This window comes from Acinetobacter sp. ANC 4862 (assembly GCF_004336635.1).
In the GTDB taxonomy this organism is placed as follows: domain Bacteria; phylum Pseudomonadota; class Gammaproteobacteria; order Pseudomonadales; family Moraxellaceae; genus Acinetobacter.
On sequence record NZ_SJXH01000037.1, the window covers coordinates 1 to 19,269 of the forward strand.

Sequence of the window (19,269 nt, forward strand, 5' to 3'; positions counted from 1 at the left end):
AGAAAGATCTTCTCTTCTGATGATTCAGTGAAAAAGGTCATTTATTTAGCAACTTCAAATGCTGCTAAAAAATGGACCATGCCAATTCAAAATTGGCGTTTAGCAATGAATTGGTTTACGATTCAGTTCGATGATCGATTAAAAGATCATTTATAAAAAATGGAACTTACACAAAATAATTTACAGGCTCAATAATATTAACCATGAAGCTCTAATCTTATACAAGTTAGAGCTTCCGTTTTTCTCAGCTTAGTTACCTCGATAAGTTGAATATCCATAAGGACTAAGTAATAAGGGAATATGATAGTGTTTTACCGAGCCATCAGTTTGGAAAATCACCGGAACTTCTGGAAAGAAAGAATTCTGCTTATTTTTCTTAAACCAGTCTCCTGTTTTAAACGTGACTTTGTATATCGCATTATCTAAAGTTTTATTTTCTGGAAATAATGCGGTTACACGACCTTGCTCATTGGTTTTAGCTTCTGAAATCTGTATCCATTTTCCATTTTTCTGTTCTTCCAAAGTAACTTTTACATCAGGTGAAGGCAATCCACTTTCCAAGTTAAGTACATGCACACTTAAAGGATTTTGCGCCATTACCCAACTTGAAATAAATAAACTGCCAGCGAATAAAAATAACTTGTTCATATGAATTTATCCTGAATTAAATTGATTTAAATTTGTTTGAGTGTGATTTCTATGCCCTGTTGTGCACATTGATCATCTTGAATTGACCCACCTGCACCGGCTACACCAACTGCACCTAATAGCTGACTTTTATAAACTACGGGCACTCCTCCACCTAAAAGTAATAATTCAGGTAAGCTGGTTAAATTCTGTGAATCAACATTCTTCTGGGCATTACGCATAAATTGTAAGGTAGTCACCTTGCTTGAATATGCGGTAAAAGCTTTCCTTTGCGCTGCGATTAAATTATGTATACCCACAGTTTCATGCCGTTGACTTGCCAGGACATTGCCACCCTGATCTAAGACCACTACAGCCGCAGGTTTAGCAGTAGTGCTACATGCTTGCATGACATTGGTTGCCAGTTGATTAGCGAGGTTTAGATCCATGACATAGTTGGTTTTAGGAGCTGAATATGTGATTGAACTAAATAGAAGTACCGGAATAAATAGAAGTTTTTTCATCATTTCTATTAAGCTAAATTAAGAGATAAATTAGCTTATATAAAATAAAGTCACTATTGCATGACAATAAGATTACGGATTTGTAATGTGTAAACAGACAAATTCATATAATATTGTTTGGATGCAGATACTTATTATTGAAGATGAAACCAAAATTGCTGAATTTCTAGCAAAAGGTTTAAATGAATCCGGCTATTTAGCCAGTGTTGCTCATGATGGATTAACAGCGTTAACGTTGTTACAAGAAAAAAACTTTGATTTAGTAGTTTTGGATGTCATGTTACCTGAAATTGATGGTTGGCAAGTATTAAAGACCTTAAGGACATTTTCTAAAATTCCAGTACTCATGCTGACTGCAAAAGACCATGTTTTGGATCGAGTTAAAGGCTTAGAACTAGGTGCAGATGATTATTTAATTAAACCCTTCTCATATATAGAATTATTAGCACGAGTCAAAAGCCTGTTGAGACGAAGTGTAAAACCCGAGTCTGAATATTATCAGGTTGAAGATCTAGTTTTATATAGGTTTGAACGTACTGTTTATCGGAACCAACAAAAAATCGATTTAAGTTCTAAAGAGTTTTCGCTCTTACATTTATTAATACAACATCAAGGTGAATTATTAACCCGATCTCAAATTGCCTCTGAAGTGTGGAATATTAACTTTGAGACAGACACCAATGTTGTGGATGTCGCTATTCGCCGCTTGCGTGCAAAAATTGATGACCACTTTCAGCCCAAATTAATTCATACTGTTCGGGGTATGGGATATCGTTTAAGCATAAATAAATGAAAAATCGACTAAGGTATCTGAGCTTAACAACGCGCTTAAGTATTTCCTTCAGTATTATTTGTTCTATTGTGTTTTTTGGTATTGGTTTACTTTCTTATCACAACATGCAGCACTTGTTAGCTAAACAACGTGATCAGAATTTAACTGCACGTGTTGAACGCATAGAAATTTTTTTACAAGATCAAGAAAGCTTTCAGATTTTAGTTCAACACCCTCGTCTATATGAAAATATGCTGGGAAAAGAAGATAATCTTTTAATCTTAAAAAACCAGCAACAAACCTTAATCGAAATTAATCCACTGAAAGTCCATATTCCAGATATGGCCGAATCAAAAACCATTACCTTTCTGGATAATCAATCTGAATTTGCCACAACCCGTTTGGCCTATAAAACTGTTGTTTTTAATCATCAACATTATCAACTCATTGCTGGCACACAACTTGATGAAGCTCAATCTACCCTAGATCAATATTTATGGACATTGATTCTCTATAGCTTATTGGGATGTGCAATGGCAAGCCTGCTCGGACGTTGGGTCGGGTGGTATTTACTCAAATCTTTAAATAATTTGATTGAGCAAACACATAAAATTCAGGGTAATCAACCACATCAGCGAATCGAAGTTAAAAGTACTACCGTTGAGGTTGATAAACTCAGTTCAGCAATGAATGCGATGTTAGAAAAAATTCAAATTAATTATGATCAATTGGCACAGTTTTCTGAAGATATTGCCCATGAATTAAGGACCCCTTTGAATAACTTAATGGGGCAGACTCAAATCATGCTCATGCAATCTCGGTCACAACAAGAACTGGAACAGCTTTTATATTCTCATCTTGAGGAATATGAACGACTCAGTAAGATGATAGACAATATGCTGTTCATCGCTCGCTCTGAACACAGCGATTATATTATCGATAAAGAAAATATTGATTTATCCAACCTTATTTTAGAATTGGTCCATTATTTTGAATTCTTAGCTGAAGATAAACAAATGAGATTTGTTTTAGAATTAGAAAAGGGAATTCAAATATATGCTAATGCAGATTTATTAAAAAGAGCGCTGTCTAATCTTATAATCAATGCTATTGATTATGGATTTGAAGATCAAGACATTGTGATTTCAACAAAATCTACAGAAAGTCATGTCAATATTGAAATACTAACTAAAAATGTTTTTATTGATAAACAACATTTGAATCAATTATTTGAACGTTTCTATCAAATTGATAGTAGTCGACATTCCAAAGCAAAAACTGGTGGTTTAGGACTATCAATCGTTAAATCTATCATGATGTTACATCATGGAGAAGCAACCGCCTATAACACCAAGGAAGGCATTATATTTAGTTTAAAGATTAAATATTTAACTTGCAGATGTTATTAAAAATTTCTTAAAAATGAGAAATTTCAGTAGAACCCCCCATTCCTGAATGATTCAGCTGATTTATGAATTTCTCAATCCAAGCGCCTGAAACGTCCATATCAGCCACATTATAATCGTGATTGCTTCGGTGAGTATCCAGACTTTCTGATCTTCGGAAGATTCTGTTCCCAAGACCAGAAAATAACGCTTCATTTCACTGTTCGGTGAGTTAATTGATTGAATTTTATTTATGGATATTAAGGACTAGATAAATCCGTTTCTGTTGCATTTTTTATCATTACTTTAGATGCTTGAATATTGAACTTGTCACGCTTCATAAAAAATGTACAGAAGATCGCAAATATAGCCATCCCCATAATATAAGTAATAATCAAATGAGGACTGCCATCCCCCACACTTAAAAGTTTAGTTGCAATCAGGGGAGCTAAGCCTCCACCAATGACTCCGGCAAACTGCACAGAAATTGAAATACCGCTATATCGGATTTCGGTCGGGAATTGTCGAGCAAATAACTGGGATTGCGGTGCATACATGAGTGGAAAAACTACACCAATAGCGAATACTATTGCAGTCCAGACCAATAGTGGATCTTTGGTATCCAACATACTGAAAAATGGATAGCAATAAAGTGCAAGGACCACCAGACCAAACATAAACATATTTCTTTGACCCACCTTATCTGAGAGATGTCCAAATAAAGGCGTCATAATCATAATCAAGCCACCCCCACAAATAGTGGCAAATAGAATGTCTTGACGGGGAATCCCCAGTTTTGTCGTGGTATAGGCGAGTGCGAAGGTGGAAGCAATATAGAACCATGCATTCTCAGCGGCACGCGCAAAAATAATGGTTAAAAGCTCTCGAGGATGATTTTTGAAAACTTGCAAAGCTGGTACTTTAATTTCTTGCGCCTGGTCTTTAATTTTTTCAAAATCCGGGGATTCAGGTACTTTGACCCGGATATACCACCCAACCCCTAACAGGACAATACTGGCAAGGAATGGAATTCTCCATCCCCAGCTAAATAGGCTGGCTTCTGGCAACATAGACACCAACCCCAGAGCGATGGATGCAAGCATGAGTCCACCACCTGCACTGGCCTGAGGTAAACTGCCCCAAAATCCTTTGCCTCCTTCGGGTGCATGTTCAACTGCCATTAAAACGGCACCGCCCCATTCTCCTCCCATGGCCATACCCTGAATGAAGCGCAGGATGACAAGACATACCGTAGCCCAATAGCCAATACTTTCATAAGTCGGCAATAAACCGATAAGAACGGTGGGAATACCCATCATAATGAGAGTAGTCAATAACATTGCTTTACGGCCAATTTTGTCTCCAAAATGACCAAACACAATTCCGCCCAAAGGCCGACCAATAAATCCCACTGCATAAGTAGCAAATGCAGCCATTACACCCATCAATGGATCTAGATTAGGAAAGAAGAGTTTATTGAAAATTAATGCGGCGGCTGCACCGTAAATAAAAAAATCGTACCATTCAATAGTTGTACCCACCATACTGGATACACCAGCCAAACGGTGGGAAGACTTTTTATCTTGAGCATGTGATTGTTGTTCGGGTTTCATATATATCCCTCTTGTATTTTTTAGCAGAGTCATCCATGACCCACTTCATTATTTAAAATCCGATTATTTATAACAAAGTGAATCTATAGATTGCTTATTCCACACAGGCCACAGCTTTTCCAAGGTTTTCTCAAATGTTGAATTATCTGTTTGCCACTGCGGGTTCTTGTCTTTATCAATAATTAATGCCCGCACACCCTCGATAAAATCACCCTGCTCTAACCAGATATCCTGTAAATCGCGCTCAAGCTGCATACATTTTTCAAGCGATAAATTCTGTCCTACCTGTTGTAACTTCAAACTGGTTTGTTTAGCCATTAAAGGACGTTGCTGCAAAATGGTCAGCGTTTTATCAGCCCAGGCTTGATCAGTAGAATTCGTTTCATGCGCGAGACTGTATTCAATGTCTTCCAGTTTTTGATAAGCAAAATGCTGATTAATGTGGTCTGCACGTTTTTGTAATTCACTCTCTGCAGGGTCAGTTATAAAATCGCTAATAATTTTTCTAATTTTGGGGTTATTCAAAGAGGATTCAGCGATCAAGACTGCCTGTAATTCCGCAAATTTATCGCTCGGTATATGATAATCAACCAGGTCTAAATAAAGTGCATCACTGCTGCTGATTTGCTCACCCGTAAGTGCGAGATAAACCCCAATTTCATCGAGTCGTGACAGAAAGTGGGTCGCCCCGACGTCAGGAAAAAATCCAATCGCAGTTTCTGGCATGGCAAAGCGTGATTTTTCACTGGTGACCTTAATATGACAAGCTTGGGCCAAACCAAAGCCGCCCCCCAAGACATATCCATCCAGAAAAACAATGACCGGTTTGGCAAATTTACGCAGGGTATGGAGCATCACGTATTCAGCAGCAAAGTAATCACGATGCCCTGTATTCCCGGCTTTATAACTGTCATACAGATAACGAATATCACCTCCAGCACAGAAAGCTTTAGGGCTGTTAGAATTGATTAAGATCGCTTGTACATTGCTGTCATTAAGCCATTGTTCCAATTGTGCCTGAATGCCCTGAATCATCGGCAGGGTTAAAGCATTTAAATGGCTAGTGCGGTCCAGGCTGATGATGCCCAGACCTCCTTCTACCCGAATTACTAAATTATTTTCATCGCTCATTATTGTTTTCCTATTATGGTTTTGCTATTGATGCGTAAATTTGGCTGGGCGTTTTTCCACAAAGGCACGCATCCCTTCTTTCTGATCAGAACCCGCGAAAATTGAATGGAATACTCGTCGTTCAAAACGCAGTCCTTCGGCCAGACTGACTTCAAATGCCCGGTTAATCGACTCTTTAATCATCATCACCGCAGTCAGCGATTTTTCCGCAATTTTTTCAGCCGCTTGCAAGGTGTGTTCCAGTAATTCGTCTTTGGCAAATACCCCCGCCACTAAACCACTTTGTTCAGCTTCCTGCGCACCCATGTGTCGCGCAGTCAGACACATCTCCATAGCCTTGGCTTTGCCAATCGCCAAAGTTAAACGCTGTGTTCCGCCAATCCCCGGGAGTACACCCAAGGTCACTTCGGGTAAACCAAATTTTGCATTATCAGCACAATAAATAAAGTCACACATTAACGCTAATTCACACCCGCCACCCAAAGCATATCCACTTACAGCTGCGATCAATGGCTTACGACGCTGCGCAATACGATCAGCAAGGCTGAAAAAATCATCCAGATAGATTTGTGGAAAGTTTAAGTCCGCCATTTCTTTAATATCAGCGCCGGCTGCAAAAGCTTTTTCTGAACCAGTCAGTACGATACAGCCAATATTTGGATCTTTTTCTAGCTGGTCAAGCGCTTGATTGACTTCAATAATCAGCTGGTTGTTCAGTGCATTTAAAGCTTGCGGACGATTTAAAGTAATCAGTCCCACACCGTTACGTTGTTCTAATAAAATGGTTTGCCACTGCATGAAAATATCCTTATTTAATTATAAACTGCGTGCGATCACTAGGCGTTGAATATCACTGGTGCCTTCATAAATCTGACAAATACGGGCATCACGATAAATACGCTCAATCGGAAAATCTTTGAGATAACCGTAGCCACCAAAAATTTGCAAGGCTTTAGAGCAAACGCGTTCCGCCATTTCTGAAGCAAATAGCTTGGCCATTGAGGCCTCAGTTAAACAGGCTTCACCGGCTTCTTTTTTACGTGCAGCAAAATGCACCAGTTGTCGAGCCGCTTCAATTTCAGTCGCCATACTCGCGAGCCTAAAAGCAATGGCTTGCTGTTCAAAAATAGGTTTGCCAAAAGCAACCCGTTCATGCGCATAGCGTGTCGCCTCTTCTAAAGCAGCACGGGCAAAACCCACCGCCTGTGCGGCTATACCAATTCGCCCACCTTCCAGGTTGGCAAGCGCAATTTTTAAGCCTTCTCCTTCTGCACCCAATCTTAAACTTTCATGAATCCGGACATCGGTTAAGGCAATTTGACAGGTGTCTGAAGCATGGAGGCCGAGTTTTTCCTCAACACGAATCACTTCATAACCGGGGGTATTGCGTGGCACTAAAAATGCGCTGATGCCCTTTTTACCCGCGCCTGGATCGGTCACTGCAAACACAATAATCATCCCGGCATTATGCCCCGAGGTAATAAACTGTTTGGACCCGTTAATAATGTAGTGATCACCGTCTTTGACCGCACGGGTCTTAATGGCGGCAGCATCCGACCCAGTCTGCGGTTCGGTTAAGGCAAAAGCCCCAATCATATCGCCCTGTGCTAAAGGTACTAAAAATTGCTGTTTCTGTTGTTCTGTACCAAACTTCAAAATCGGCACACAACCCACAGAGTTATGCACGCTCATAATCGCCGAGGTCGCACCATCTGCGGCTGCCACTTCTTCTAGCGCAAGTACATAAGCCAGTGTACCCGTACCCGAGCCACCCCATTCTTCAGGAATCAGCATCCCCATAAAACCCAACTGCCCCATTTGGGCCAAGGCATCTTTAGGAAAGATGCCCTTTTGATCCCACTCGCCTGCATAAGGCTTAATTTGTTCCTGGGCAAAGCTTTTTGCCATATCCTGAATCAGTTGTTGTTCTTCCGTTAATTGCATCGACTCTTCCTTTCATCTATCTGTTCAGTATTGTTTCCGTTAGGCCTGTAGAGCTGCCTGAGCTTGCTGTTTGTTTATTTCTTGATTGCGCAGTAAGAAACGCTGAATTTTGCCACTTGGTGTTTTCGGCAATTCAGTCACGAATTCAATCAGGCGAGGATAGGCGTGCGCAGACAACCGTTTTTTTACAAACTGACCCAGGTCATCTGCAAGCTGCGAAGTGGCTTTAAAATTATTCGCCAGAATCACAAAGGCTTTGATGACTTCGGTACGCTCTGGATCAGGTACGCCAATCACAGCTGCCTCAACCACGGCATCATGCTCGAGCAAGGCACTTTCCACATCAAATGGACCGACCCGATAGCCTGAGGTGGTAATCACATCATCACTGCGTCCGACAAAACTCATACTGCCATCTTCATGTATTTCAGCCGTATCCCCCGTTAAATAATAGTGACCAAGAAATGGAGATTTACGGCTTTCTTCATAGCCAGAAAACCACATCATCGGGGATTGACTGATATCGATCGCCAAAATTCCGGGGGTATCGGCAGGGAGTTCCTTACCCTGTTCATCGACGACGGCAATTCGATAACCGGGGCTGGCAAAGCCTGCCGAACCGGCATGAACCGGATGTTCCAGTGCATGATGATTACACACCACCATGCCAACTTCAGTTTGGCCATAATGGTCATAAATCGGTGCATCAAGGACCTCTTTAAACCAGCGGATCACTTCCGGATTCAATGGTTCTCCGGCACTGCTGACCACACGCAATTTACCGCGCAACTGCGCCATCTGGGCAGGATCAGCCGCCATCATCATGCGGTAGGCAGTAGGTGCACCGGCAAGATTGGTGATGCCATATTCCTTGACAATTTCACAGACACTTTCGGCATTAAAACCGCCTTCATAAAATAAGGTCGAATGTCCTAACAATAATGGCCCGGTAATACCGTAATACAGACCGTAAGCCCAACCCGGATCGGCAATATTCCAAAAAGCATCTTCAGCGCTTAAACCCACGGCATTTTTCATATAGCCCGCAAAAGCAATCAATGCTTTTATCGGTACTTTTAAAGGTTTCGCCGGTCCAGTGGTACCCGAGGTAAACATCAATAAAAATGGGTCATCTATATTGAGCATTTCTATTTCACAACCTTCAGCTTGACGATTCAATACCGTCCAAAAACTGAGATCTTGCGGATAGGTTTCTGCTTGAGTTTCGACATTTACCGTAACGATGGTTGGACAATGGCTAATCTCGGATAATTTGTCGCGATTCGCCAAATCGGTCACCACCAGTTTGCTCTGGGCAAGCTGAATACGATGTTCAATCGCTTTGGGACCAAAGGCGGTAAACAAAGGCTGGTAAACCGCACCGATACGCCAGGTCGCCAAAATGGTAATGATCAGCTCTGGCGTACGAGGTAATAGTCCTGAAACGCGGTCACCTTTGCCAATCCCCTGAGACTTTAAAAAGTTCGCAAACTGACTGGAATATTTTTTCAGCTCGCGAAAGCTATACTGTTCTTTGCGGCCATCTTTACCGTACCAGAACAAGGCGATCGCATCGGAATTGGCATGGCGGTCACAACACTCATAACAGGCATTCACCGCCTGTGTTGATCCGGATAAAAACTGACTTGCAACCGTATTTAAATCAAAATCTTGAACCGTTTTTTGATAATTTAGCATTTTCAACCTCAGCCTGAGTTTATAGTTATTACCGACAGGGTATTTTGATGGAGCGTATCCTTGCCCCATCAGGATGATTTAAATTTTAAGCAGGTTGGGTGGTGTATTGATGCATGATGCTGGAGAAATCCAGATGGGCATCCCCTTCCTGACATAATTGCTGATACATTTTCTGCACCTGATGACCTAATACGACTGGATGCTCAACTTGTTCTGCGGCTTCAACCGCTAGTCCCAAGTCCTTAAGCATCAGTTGGGCCGCAAAGCCGTCTGTGTAGCCACGTGAAGCCGGTGCGTTATCACAAATGTGGGGCCATGGATTGTAAATTTCTGAACTCCAGCAACGTCCGGTTGAGCTATTGATCACGCCTGCTAAAGCTTGAGGATCAATACCTAACTTCACACCCAGTGCCATCCCTTCTGCCACCGCAGTCATGGAAATACCCAGAATCAGGTTATTACAGATTTTTGCAACTTGCCCCGTACCGACATCACCACAATGGACCAGATTTTTGCCCATCAGGCTGAGTACGGGTTTTACCGCATTAAAGGTTGCTTCATCAGCACCAATCATAAAGGTCAAAGTGCCATCTTTTGCACCCAGTGTGCCGCCAGAAACCGGTGCATCACAGATGCTAATCTGTTTAGCACGACCTGCTGCGGCAATATCTTTAATGGTTTGTGGATCAATCGTACTGCTGTCGATACACAAGCTTCCCGCTTTAAGTACAGCAAGTACACCCTTCTCACCAAGATAAACGTCACGGACATGCTTGGCTGCAGGCAACATGGTAATCACCACATCCGCCTGTTTTGCTGCAGCTTGTGGGCTTTCACACACGACTCCGCCCGCTTCAGCGAAGTGCTGCAAAGCAACTTCACTCAAGTCAAAGCCAAAAACGGTTTGTCCAGCTTTAAGCAGGTTTTGCGCCATGGAACCGCCCATGTTGCCTAAGCCAATAAATGCGATCTTCATGTGGATGCTCCTTAGCGTAGGCTGATCGTGGTATTGACACCGCTGCTTTCTTGACTCTCTTCAAACCAGCGACTGGTAATGGTTTTGGTTTGAGTATAAAACTGTACCGCCTGTTTACCATAAGGGCCCAAATCACCCAGTTTAGAACCACGTGAACCGGTGAAGCTAAAGAATGGTACTGGCACTGGAATTGGAATATTGATTCCCACCTGACCAATATCAATACTGTTCTGGAAAGTACGTGCTGTGGTGCCACTTTGGGTAAATAGACCGACACCATTGCCAAATGGATTGGCATTAATTAATGCCATTGCTTCTTCTAGGGTATCGACATGAATAATAGCGAGCACTGGACCGAAAATTTCTTCCTTGTAAATACGCATCTCCGTCGTGACCTGATTAAAAATCGTTGGGCCGACAAAGTTACCTTGCTCATAGCCTTTAACTTGAACGTCTCGACCGTCCAGCAGCAATTCAGCGCCTTGTTCAACACCACTGTTGATTAAATCAATCACCCGAGCTTTGGCACGTGCTGAAATCACCGGTCCAACATCGGTATTCGGCTCATGCCCGGCATTGACCTTCAAAGTTTTGGTTTTAGCAACCAATTCATCGACCCAATGTTTGGTTTCGCCGACCAGAACTGCTACAGACAGTGCCATACAACGCTGCCCTGCTGCACCAAAAGCTGCACCCACTAAAGCATTTAAAGTCTGTTCCTTATTCGCATCAGGCATGACGACCACATGATTTTTTGCACCCATCATCGACTGAACACGTTTCCCGTGTTGCCCTGCCAGGTTATAGACATGGGTACCGACTGCTGTAGAGCCTACAAAAGAAATGGCCTTGATATCGGAATGCGTACACAACATGTCTACCACTTCTTTACCGCCATGTACCACATTGAGCACACCCGCCGGTACACCCGCCTGAATTGCAAGCTCAACCAGCATCATGGTAGACAACGGATCTTGTTCAGAAGGCTTTAATACAAAGGTATTACCGCAAACAATGGCCATTGGGAACATCCACAATGGAATCATCGCAGGGAAGTTAAAAGGGGTAATGCCTGCACAAACCCCTAAAGGTTGTTGAAGCGTATAGGTATCCACACCACGTGCTACACCTTCAATATATTCACCCATTTGCAGAGTGCCTATTGAACACGCATGCTCCACAACTTCCAAACCGCGCTGGATATCTCCCTCAGCATCGGCAAGTGTTTTTCCCTGTTCAGCAGTAAGCACTTGAGCGATGCTTTTTGCATTGATTCGGATCAAGTCTTGCAGCTTAAGCATAATTCGCATACGTGCCTGAATCGGCGTATGGCGCCAGCTTGCAAACGCATTCTGTGCAGCAGCAATGGCAGCGTTGACTTCTTCACGAGTCGCGAATGGGACTTGACCCAATACTTCCTGAGTCGCAGGATTGACAATGTTATGCCACTCGCTGGTTTGTGACTCAACAAACTCACCATTGATCAGCAATTTAGCCGTGGTTAATTCGGTATTTTGATGGGGTTGATGAATAGCGTTCATGGTCACTCCGTGATCATTGTTATTGTTGGTTGTCTATGCCTGACTGGCTTTATCAAACGTATATTTTTTTTACGCTGTTTCAGCAGACTAACAAAGAAAACTTTGACCACCAATGGAAATTGCTGCACGATGGTTGTGCAAATATGCACAGGGATTTAACAGGACGTTAAAAGAACATGAAAGTAGATTGGGATCATTTACGCTTTTTTTTAGTATTGGCTCGTGCTAAAACGCTCACCAATGCCGCGCGCTTGATCGGTGTTGAACACAGTACCGTAGCGCGTCGCATTCAGGCTTTGGAGCAGACATTAGGAATCCAACTTTTTAAGCGCGAAGCGACGGGTTATGAATTAACTTCTGAAGGGGTGGCTTTAGTACCACGCGTTGAGCAAATGGAGCAGTCTTTTTTACAGATTGATAAACCGCTGAATCCTTTACAAGGTCGGGTACGCATCGGGGCACCAGAAGGATTTGGTACGGCTTTTCTGGCACGCCTATTGGCGGAGTTTTCTCAACACTATCCTGCATTAACGATCGATTTAATTCCCGTTCCGAAAGCGATTAAACTGTCACACCGTGAAGCAGATATTGTCATTTCGATTGACCGCCCCAAATCCGGCCCTTATATCATTACCCGACTGTCCAATTACTGTTTAAAGCTGTATGGCAGTAAAAATTACTTACAACAAAACCCGAAAATTAATCGTATAGAGGATTTAGCCCAGCACCGTTTTGTCGATTATATTGATGATCTGGTGTATAGCTCTGCGCTTTATTCACTGGAACGTTTGCCATTGCAAGTCACTGCATGTTTTCGCAGTAACAGTATTCTGGCCCAACAGATTGCTGTCAGTGCAGGTGCAGGATTGGCCATTTTGCCGAGATTCCTGGTCAATGATAAAACCGAACTTGAAGAAGTCCTCAGTGACCAGGTGAGCTTTACGCATACCTTCTGGATGTTAACCCTGGTAGATTTACAACACGAGCCCAAAATTAAATTGGTCTGGGACTTTTTGCGTAAGCAGGCTGATGTTCAGCAAGGCGTATTAATGGGCAATTAACATCCTCCCCCACCTATCTCAAAGTGAAAAAGGACTCCACCCGCTGCAGGGTGGAGGTGAATTTCACCGGTAGACCATACCACCATCCGTAATAATAGATTGACCGGTAATATAATCAGCATCTTCACTTGCTAAAAATGCAACCAGTGCAGCCACATCATCTGGGGTTTCAGTGCGCCCTAAAGCGATACCTTCAGCATATTTTTTAAAGGTTTCACCAATTTTTGCCCCGGTCAGCTTTGAAAAACGCTGGTCAATCTCCACCCACATATCTGTGCCAACCACGCCAGGACAATAAGAATTCACCATAATTCCTGAATGGGCATATTCTTTGGCAGCCGCCTGGGTTAAGGCACGTACTGCAAATTTGGTGGCAGAATATACACTGAGCATGGCAAAGCCCTCATGTCCGGCAATCGAGCAGGCATTAATAATTTTACCTTTTTGTTTTAAGGTCTGAAACTTTTTCGCAGCGGCCTGAATGCCCCACAAAACACCACCAAAATTAATATCGGTAATCTGGCGGAATTCATCGGGTGTTACATCGTTTAGTGCCTGTACCTGTGCAATTCCGGCATTATTAATCATCACATCAAAACTGCCTAATTTACTATAGGCGTCTTCAATGGCAGCAGTGACCTGATCGAGTTGACTGATATCAGCCACAAAAATCGAGGCCTTGACATTACATGCCTCGATCTCGGCTTGGGTGGCCTTGAGTTTATCCTCATGCAGATCGACCAAAGCGATATGCATGCCTTCTTGGGCTAAACGCAAAGCAATGCCTCGACCAATCCCTTTAGCACCACCTGTGATCAAAGCCACCTTTCCACTTAAACCTTTAGACATAGGTGTTTCCTCTTTTTATTATTGCAGACTGCCTACTTGCATATTTTGATTTCATCTATTGCATTAATCATGAACTACAGCAGGATCAATGCTGGGTTTTCTACACACTGTTTAAAACTGGCGAGAAATTTGGCACCGATGGCACCATCAATGACACGGTGATCACAAGATAAGGTCGCAGTCATGATCTGCCGCGTTACAATTTCACCCTTTTCTACCAGCACCCGTTCTTCGGCCGTACCCAGTGCCATAATCGCCGCCTGTGGCGGGTTGATGATGGCATCAAATTGTTTTATGCCCAACATCCCTAAATTAGAGATACTAAAACTTCCCCCTTCGAACTCATCTGGATGCAATTTTCCAGTCTTGGCCCGTGCTGCCAAATCATGCATATTGGCTGAAATCTCGCTCAATGATTTTTTGTTTGCCGCTTTAACAATCGGTGTAATGAGACCCTGTTCAATGGCTACGGCAACAGCGATATCGGCCTGATCGAATTGCAGGATTTGCTGATTTTTTTCATCATACTGAACATTAACTTCAGGCACTTTCATTAGCGCAGCCGCTGCAGCTTTAATCATGAGGTCATTCAGCGAAAGTTTGACTTGAAGCATTGTACTATTGACCTGTTGGCGTAAGGCTTGTAATGCCTCCACGTTTAAATCGACAGTGAGTCGGAAATGCGGTGCATTGTGTTTCGCTGTTTGAAGGCGTGTAGCAATGGCACGCCGCATCGCACTCATCGGCATCACAGTGACTTGAGCCTTTCCAGGTTGTATCGAAGTGCCGCTCGCTAAAGCTGTGCAAGGCTTTTGATGGTCACGGTCATACACTGCCTCAACATCTTCTTTACATACCCGGCCACGAGAACCCGATACGCGACAGTCATGCAGATTAATGCCCCACTGTTTTGCCAATCGGCGGGCAATCGGTGTTGCAGAGACAGCACTGTCATCTTGAGTCGATTTTATTTTTGCCGGCTTTGCTGGATGAACTAGCTGTGGCCATTGTCCGCCTGCTTTCTCGATCGTGGCCTGAAGATCCTGAATGCTGATCCGTCCACCACGTCCGCTACCGATAATCCGCGCAAGATTAATATTGAGTTTCTCGGCTAATTTTCTGGCATGTGGGGTGGTCAAAGTTTCAGTTGCTGCCTGATACCCCTGCAAATCTTCCGGAATAGAATAGCCATCTTGTTGTGAGAAGACGGCTGCAGATGATGTGTTGGTTTCTGGTGCTGTTTTCTGCTGCTCTGAATGAGCAATGGATGGATCAGTCAGTGTCTGTTCGGATGGGTGAGTTGCCACAGTATTCTCTTCAGTGGCCGTGTTATCTTCGTACGCAAGATGATCAAGAGATTGTATATAGGCTTCAATTTCCTGATCGGAAATCTGACGGTCTGCGCAGACTGCGATCAAACTCCCCACAGCTAAACTCTCGCCTTCTTTGGCTAAAATTTTGCGTAAAGTCCCTGAAAATGGGGCTTCTAATACATTGACGATTTTAGTTGTCTCAATCTCGCAAATATCCTGCCCTTTGCTGAAGCTGTCTCCTGCCTCAATCAGCCATTTCACAATGGTGCCTTCTTCCATGGATAAGCCCCATTTGGGGATTTCCAGTGTTTTAATTTCGCTCATGCTAAGCCTCCAGTATTTTACGGACAGCTTGTTCAATACGCTCCACACTCGGTAACCAGGCTTTTTCCAGCACGGGTGAGAATGGCACAGGTGTATGCGGTGGCGTGACCAACTCAATCGGTGCTTTCAAGTGGTGAAAACCTTTTTGTGCAATCAACGCGGCAACGTCATGTGCAAAACCGCAACGTGCTGCAGATTCGTCAACAATGACTACACGCCCAGTCGAGGCAACAGATTCTAGAATTCCTTCTTCATCTAAAGGGGAGATTGTGCGCGGATCGACCACTTCGACAGAAATCCCTTCTTTCGCCAGCTTGTCTGAAACTTCATTGGCGCGATGAACCATGAGACTCAGGGCAATAATGGTGACATCCGTGCCTTCACGGGTGTAATTCGCTACGCCAAAGGGAATGGTATAAGCTTCATCAGGGACGTCTCCTTCAATGTCATACAGCATTTTGTGTTCACAAAATATGACCGGATCATCATCGCGGATGGATTGAATCAGCAGGCCTTTGACATCATAAGGATTGGAGGGCACCACTACCTTTAACCCGGGAACCGAGGTAAAAACATGATAGGGAGATTGTGAATGCTGGGCTGCGGCACAAAAACCGGCACCAATCATGCCACGGACCACCATAGGTGCTTTGGCTTTACCGCCAAACATATAGCGGAATTTTGCTGCCTGGTTATAGAGCATGTCATGACACACCCCATAAAAGTCCATAAACATCAGATCAGCCATAGGACGTAAGCCTGTTGCCGCTGCACCCGCAGCCATCCCAATCGTTGCTGATTCAGTAATAGGCGTATCAATGACACGCTCTGACCCAAATTCAGTCCATAGACCTTTGGTGACACCGAGTACTCCCCCAAAGCCTTCCAATTTATTCGCATCGGTATTTTTACCACCATGACCACCACGGACATCTTCTCCCAGCACGATGACTCGAGGATCGCGACGCATCTCTAAAGTAATGGCTTCTTTTACCGCATTTCGATAGCTTTTATTTGGCATGATTGAACTATTCCTTTAGTAAGACACATATACATCGGTCAAAAGTTGCGAAACATCTGGGTAGCGTGCCGAACGGGCTTTTGCCACCGCATCATCGACTTTGGCCTGGGACTCAGCATCAATCGCGTCAAGCTTGGCTGCGTCGATTTGATCTTTTACTTTTTCACGGAAAATTTTGAGCGGATCTTTATGCGCTTTAATGTCATCTATTTCTTCTTTTGAACGGACAAGACCTGGGTCACCTTCAAAATGTCCATAGAAACGGTTGGTCAATGTTTCGATCACACTGGGTCCTTCACCACGCCGTGCACGTTCAATCGCCTGATGTGCTGCTTCATAGACTGCAAAGAAATCCGTACCATCGACTTTTTGAGCAGGCAAACCGAATCCGGCAGCACGACCCGCAATATCCTTGCTTCCTACAGCATAATCATGCCCGGTTCCTTCACCGAAACCATTATTTTCAAAAATAAATACCACCGGAAGTTTTAAAACCACAGCCATGTTGAGGGCTTCAAAGGTCATTCCCTGATTGGAACCACCATCACCCGTGAATGACAGGCCAATCCCTCCTGTTTTCAATGTTTTGGCGGTTAAGGCTGCACCGATCGCAAGAGGTGGACCACCACCGACAATGCCATTAGCACCCAGCATGCCTTTATTCAGGTCGGCAATATGCATTGAACCACCTTTACCGTGACACAAGCCTTCATCCTTGCCAAAAATTTCCAGCATCATGCTGTGGATGTCGCAGCCTTTTGCAATACAGTGGCCATGTCCTCGATGGGTGGAGGTAATATAGTCTTTTTCTGTTAGATTCTCACATACACCAACTGCAACGGCTTCTTCACCACTATAGAGATGGATAAAACCAGGAATATCACCCATCGTATTTTCCGTATGCAGTCGATCATCGAACTCACGGATCTCTCGCATGCGCCGGTAGGCTGCTAACAATTGCTCTTCTGTTAATTGCATTTTCTGATCCTTTTTACCTGTAATAGCATCTTAAAATTATTATCAACACGACCTGAAAGTGATTTTTATTCACAGGTACAGGTATAAAAGTTTTATAAAAAATAAGCTATCGAAGCCAAGTAACATACCGTTTAATTTTTATTTATAAATTAAAAAACATAAACTTAAGCTTTAATATTAAGTGTAAAAATTCTTTATTCGGTATATGCACCGTTATTCATCTTTATAGGTAGGATTACACCTCCGCTTGTTCACGTTTCAGCTATTTGATGAAGATCAAGGAAATGGCTGCACAGAAGGCCGGAATTGTGCCGGTCAACTCTCAGATGTATCAATGGAGGTATTTGGTTGAAAATTTTTTCTGTAAGTTAAAACAATTCAAAAGAATGGTGATACGAAATGATAAAACGGATTTAAGTCCAGGCTATATTTAGCAAGCTACACAAGGTAATGGCCTGCTCAGCATACCCACTCCTGAAGTCTTTGCCCTTGGTAAAAGGTGGTACTATCCATAATCAAAATTATTATTTTTCTTATATTTGAATAAATTTTTTCATTTTAAATATTTTTAGGCTTAGGCTATTTATATTCGATATGTTTCATGCATAAGCTATGTATGAATATCTTAAAATTTACGTACAGATCATTACCAAAAAGATCATCTTTTTTTGATTTATGAACGTAGTCTAATACAGGGTATTACTTTACGAAATAACCGCACCTGAGCAGAACTTAAAAGTACAACCATTAGGTAAACAATATGAAAATTCTTGTCGTTCTTACATCACATGACCAACTTGGCAATACAGGCAATAAGACGGGCTTTTGGCTTGAAGAGCTTGCAGCACCTTATTATGCCTTTATCGATGCCGGTGTAGAAGTGACATTAGCCTCTCCCAAAGGGGGGCAGCCGCCGCTCGATCCTAAAAGTAATGAACCCGATTCTCAAACTGAAACGACGCATCGTTTTGAAGCAGATCCAGCTGCTATGCAAGCACTGGCTCATACCAAAAAGCTGAACCAAGTTTCTATCATGGACTTCGATGCGGTATTTTATCCTGGCGGTCATGGTCCATTATGGGATTTAGCAGAAGATTCCGATTCAATTGCCTTGATCGAACGAGCCATTCAGATCGGCAAACCTGTTGCCGCTGTCTGCCATGCGCCTGGGGTACTTCGCCACGTTAAAACAGAACAGGGTAAACCGTTAGTCGCAGGTAAGTCAGTCACAGGTTTTAGCAACACCGAGGAAGCTGCAGTGAGTCTGACTGAAATAGTTCCGTTTCTGGTAGAAGACGTGCTTAAGGAAAATGGGGGGAACTATTCCAAAGCGGATGATTGGCAAGTGCATGTCGAAGTTGATGGCTTACTCGTCACTGGACAAAATCCGTCTTCTTCTGAGGCAACAGCCCACGCCCTACTTAAGTTGTTAAAATAATCCATACCTCATGGCTGATCACATTTAAAATATGATCAGCCATTGAAGTGAATAAATTGAGACGCTATTTATAG

At 43.1% G+C, this 19,269-nt stretch carries 17 protein-coding genes and 1 pseudogene; 5 read left to right on the forward strand and 13 right to left on the reverse strand.

All coding sequences use genetic code 11. The annotated features are described in order from the left end of the window. Nucleotides 1–156: pseudogene (locus E0409_RS13685) on the forward strand (IS256 family transposase); the annotation flags it as partial. A 93-nt stretch (nucleotides 157–249) separates the two neighbouring features. Here the strand turns inward: E0409_RS13685 and uraH are convergent. Both uraH and E0409_RS13695 read right to left on the reverse strand, forming a co-directional pair. After that, nucleotides 250–648 (reverse strand): hydroxyisourate hydrolase, encoded by a 399-nt coding sequence (gene uraH / locus E0409_RS13690; protein ID WP_074943258.1) that lies wholly within the window; start codon nucleotides 646–648, stop codon nucleotides 250–252. Nucleotides 649–674: 26 nt separating this feature from the next. Continuing rightward, entirely contained in the window at nucleotides 675–1,151 is a 477-nt protein-coding gene (locus tag E0409_RS13695; RefSeq protein WP_502699838.1) for a GlcG/HbpS family heme-binding protein, read from the reverse strand. Between the two features lie 121 nt (nucleotides 1,152–1,272). On the opposite strand from E0409_RS13695, the gene E0409_RS13700 reads away from it, so the two are divergent. Continuing rightward, nucleotides 1,273–1,944, forward strand: a complete 672-nt coding sequence (locus E0409_RS13700) for a heavy metal response regulator transcription factor (protein WP_131291750.1) — start codon at nucleotides 1,273–1,275, stop codon at nucleotides 1,942–1,944. Continuing rightward, complete coding sequence (locus tag E0409_RS13705; protein ID WP_131291703.1) at nucleotides 1,941–3,332, forward strand: heavy metal sensor histidine kinase; 1,392 nt, start codon at nucleotides 1,941–1,943, stop codon at nucleotides 3,330–3,332. The genes E0409_RS13700 and E0409_RS13705 overlap by 4 nt, the downstream gene beginning before the upstream one ends. A gap of 236 nt (nucleotides 3,333–3,568) precedes the next feature. Here the strand turns inward: E0409_RS13705 and E0409_RS13710 are convergent, their stop codons facing one another. The 7 genes from E0409_RS13710 to E0409_RS13740 form a co-directional block, all read right to left on the reverse strand. After that, nucleotides 3,569–4,921 carry an MFS transporter gene (locus E0409_RS13710; protein ID WP_131291705.1) on the reverse strand — a complete coding sequence of 451 codons (1,353 nt, stop codon included), beginning with the start codon at nucleotides 4,919–4,921 and terminating at the stop codon, nucleotides 3,569–3,571. 63 nt (nucleotides 4,922–4,984) lie between these two features. Further along, entirely contained in the window at nucleotides 4,985–6,052 is a 1,068-nt protein-coding gene (locus E0409_RS13715; protein ID WP_131291707.1) for an enoyl-CoA hydratase/isomerase family protein, read from the reverse strand. Between the two features lie 24 nt (nucleotides 6,053–6,076). Then, complete coding sequence (locus E0409_RS13720) at nucleotides 6,077–6,850, reverse strand: enoyl-CoA hydratase (protein ID WP_131291709.1); 774 nt, start codon at nucleotides 6,848–6,850, stop codon at nucleotides 6,077–6,079. A gap of 18 nt (nucleotides 6,851–6,868) precedes the next feature. After that, nucleotides 6,869–7,996 carry an acyl-CoA dehydrogenase family protein gene (locus E0409_RS13725; protein WP_131291710.1) on the reverse strand — a complete coding sequence of 376 codons (1,128 nt, stop codon included), beginning with the start codon at nucleotides 7,994–7,996 and terminating at the stop codon, nucleotides 6,869–6,871. A gap of 39 nt (nucleotides 7,997–8,035) precedes the next feature. Then, the gene (locus E0409_RS13730; protein ID WP_131291713.1) at nucleotides 8,036–9,694 is read right to left on the reverse strand and encodes an AMP-binding protein; all 1,659 of its coding nucleotides are present in this window, start codon (nucleotides 9,692–9,694) and stop codon (nucleotides 8,036–8,038) included. Nucleotides 9,695–9,779: 85 nt separating this feature from the next. Beyond that, a complete protein-coding gene (gene mmsB, locus E0409_RS13735) occupies nucleotides 9,780–10,670 on the reverse strand; it encodes a 3-hydroxyisobutyrate dehydrogenase (RefSeq protein WP_131291715.1) in 891 nt (296 codons plus the stop codon). Nucleotides 10,671–10,681: 11 nt separating this feature from the next. Beyond that, nucleotides 10,682–12,211, reverse strand: a complete 1,530-nt coding sequence (locus E0409_RS13740; protein WP_131291717.1) for a CoA-acylating methylmalonate-semialdehyde dehydrogenase — start codon at nucleotides 12,209–12,211, stop codon at nucleotides 10,682–10,684. A gap of 176 nt (nucleotides 12,212–12,387) precedes the next feature. Between E0409_RS13740 and E0409_RS13745 the strand changes: the two genes are divergently transcribed. Continuing rightward, nucleotides 12,388–13,272, forward strand: coding sequence for a LysR family transcriptional regulator (locus tag E0409_RS13745; protein WP_131291719.1), 885 nt, complete (start codon nucleotides 12,388–12,390; stop codon nucleotides 13,270–13,272). Nucleotides 13,273–13,335: 63 nt separating this feature from the next. Here E0409_RS13745 and E0409_RS13750 read toward each other — a convergent pair whose 3' ends face one another. The 4 genes from E0409_RS13750 to E0409_RS13765 all read right to left on the reverse strand — a co-directional run bounded on the left by E0409_RS13750 (nucleotide 13,336) and on the right by E0409_RS13765 (nucleotide 17,757). Continuing rightward, a complete protein-coding gene (locus tag E0409_RS13750) occupies nucleotides 13,336–14,121 on the reverse strand; it encodes an acetoin reductase (protein WP_131291721.1) in 786 nt (261 codons plus the stop codon). A 74-nt stretch (nucleotides 14,122–14,195) separates the two neighbouring features. Continuing rightward, on the reverse strand, nucleotides 14,196–15,758 hold the full coding sequence (locus E0409_RS13755; RefSeq protein ID WP_131291723.1) for a dihydrolipoamide acetyltransferase family protein: 1,563 nt from the start codon (nucleotides 15,756–15,758) through the stop codon (nucleotides 14,196–14,198). A 1-nt stretch (nucleotide 15,759) separates the two neighbouring features. Continuing rightward, complete coding sequence (locus E0409_RS13760; RefSeq protein WP_131291725.1) at nucleotides 15,760–16,779, reverse strand: alpha-ketoacid dehydrogenase subunit beta; 1,020 nt, start codon at nucleotides 16,777–16,779, stop codon at nucleotides 15,760–15,762. A 15-nt stretch (nucleotides 16,780–16,794) separates the two neighbouring features. Continuing rightward, on the reverse strand, nucleotides 16,795–17,757 hold the full coding sequence (locus tag E0409_RS13765; RefSeq protein ID WP_131291727.1) for a thiamine pyrophosphate-dependent dehydrogenase E1 component subunit alpha: 963 nt from the start codon (nucleotides 17,755–17,757) through the stop codon (nucleotides 16,795–16,797). A 760-nt stretch (nucleotides 17,758–18,517) separates the two neighbouring features. Between E0409_RS13765 and E0409_RS13770 the strand changes: the two genes are divergently transcribed. Continuing rightward, nucleotides 18,518–19,195, forward strand: coding sequence for a type 1 glutamine amidotransferase domain-containing protein (locus tag E0409_RS13770; protein WP_131291729.1), 678 nt, complete (start codon nucleotides 18,518–18,520; stop codon nucleotides 19,193–19,195). Nucleotides 19,196–19,269: the final 74 nt, after the last annotated feature.

Coding starts and splice junctions, on each gene's coding strand:
- uraH (WP_074943258.1), bottom strand. CDS start 648: ATGAACAAGTTATTTTTATTCGCTGGCAGTTTATTTATTTCAAGTTGG.
- E0409_RS13695 (WP_502699838.1), bottom strand. CDS start 1,151: ATGAAAAAACTTCTATTTATTCCGGTACTTCTATTTAGTTCAATCACA.
- E0409_RS13700 (WP_131291750.1), top strand. CDS start 1,273: ATGCAGATACTTATTATTGAAGATGAAACCAAAATTGCTGAATTTCTA.
- E0409_RS13705 (WP_131291703.1), top strand. CDS start 1,941: ATGAAAAATCGACTAAGGTATCTGAGCTTAACAACGCGCTTAAGTATT.
- E0409_RS13710 (WP_131291705.1), bottom strand. CDS start 4,921: ATGAAACCCGAACAACAATCACATGCTCAAGATAAAAAGTCTTCCCAC.
- E0409_RS13715 (WP_131291707.1), bottom strand. CDS start 6,052: ATGAGCGATGAAAATAATTTAGTAATTCGGGTAGAAGGAGGTCTGGGC.
- E0409_RS13720 (WP_131291709.1), bottom strand. CDS start 6,850: ATGCAGTGGCAAACCATTTTATTAGAACAACGTAACGGTGTGGGACTG.
- E0409_RS13725 (WP_131291710.1), bottom strand. CDS start 7,996: ATGCAATTAACGGAAGAACAACAACTGATTCAGGATATGGCAAAAAGC.
- E0409_RS13730 (WP_131291713.1), bottom strand. CDS start 9,694: ATGCTAAATTATCAAAAAACGGTTCAAGATTTTGATTTAAATACGGTT.
- mmsB (WP_131291715.1), bottom strand. CDS start 10,670: ATGAAGATCGCATTTATTGGCTTAGGCAACATGGGCGGTTCCATGGCG.
- E0409_RS13740 (WP_131291717.1), bottom strand. CDS start 12,211: ATGAACGCTATTCATCAACCCCATCAAAATACCGAATTAACCACGGCT.
- E0409_RS13745 (WP_131291719.1), top strand. CDS start 12,388: ATGAAAGTAGATTGGGATCATTTACGCTTTTTTTTAGTATTGGCTCGT.
- E0409_RS13750 (WP_131291721.1), bottom strand. CDS start 14,121: ATGTCTAAAGGTTTAAGTGGAAAGGTGGCTTTGATCACAGGTGGTGCT.
- E0409_RS13755 (WP_131291723.1), bottom strand. CDS start 15,758: ATGAGCGAAATTAAAACACTGGAAATCCCCAAATGGGGCTTATCCATG.
- E0409_RS13760 (WP_131291725.1), bottom strand. CDS start 16,779: ATGCCAAATAAAAGCTATCGAAATGCGGTAAAAGAAGCCATTACTTTA.
- E0409_RS13765 (WP_131291727.1), bottom strand. CDS start 17,757: ATGCAATTAACAGAAGAGCAATTGTTAGCAGCCTACCGGCGCATGCGA.
- E0409_RS13770 (WP_131291729.1), top strand. CDS start 18,518: ATGAAAATTCTTGTCGTTCTTACATCACATGACCAACTTGGCAATACA.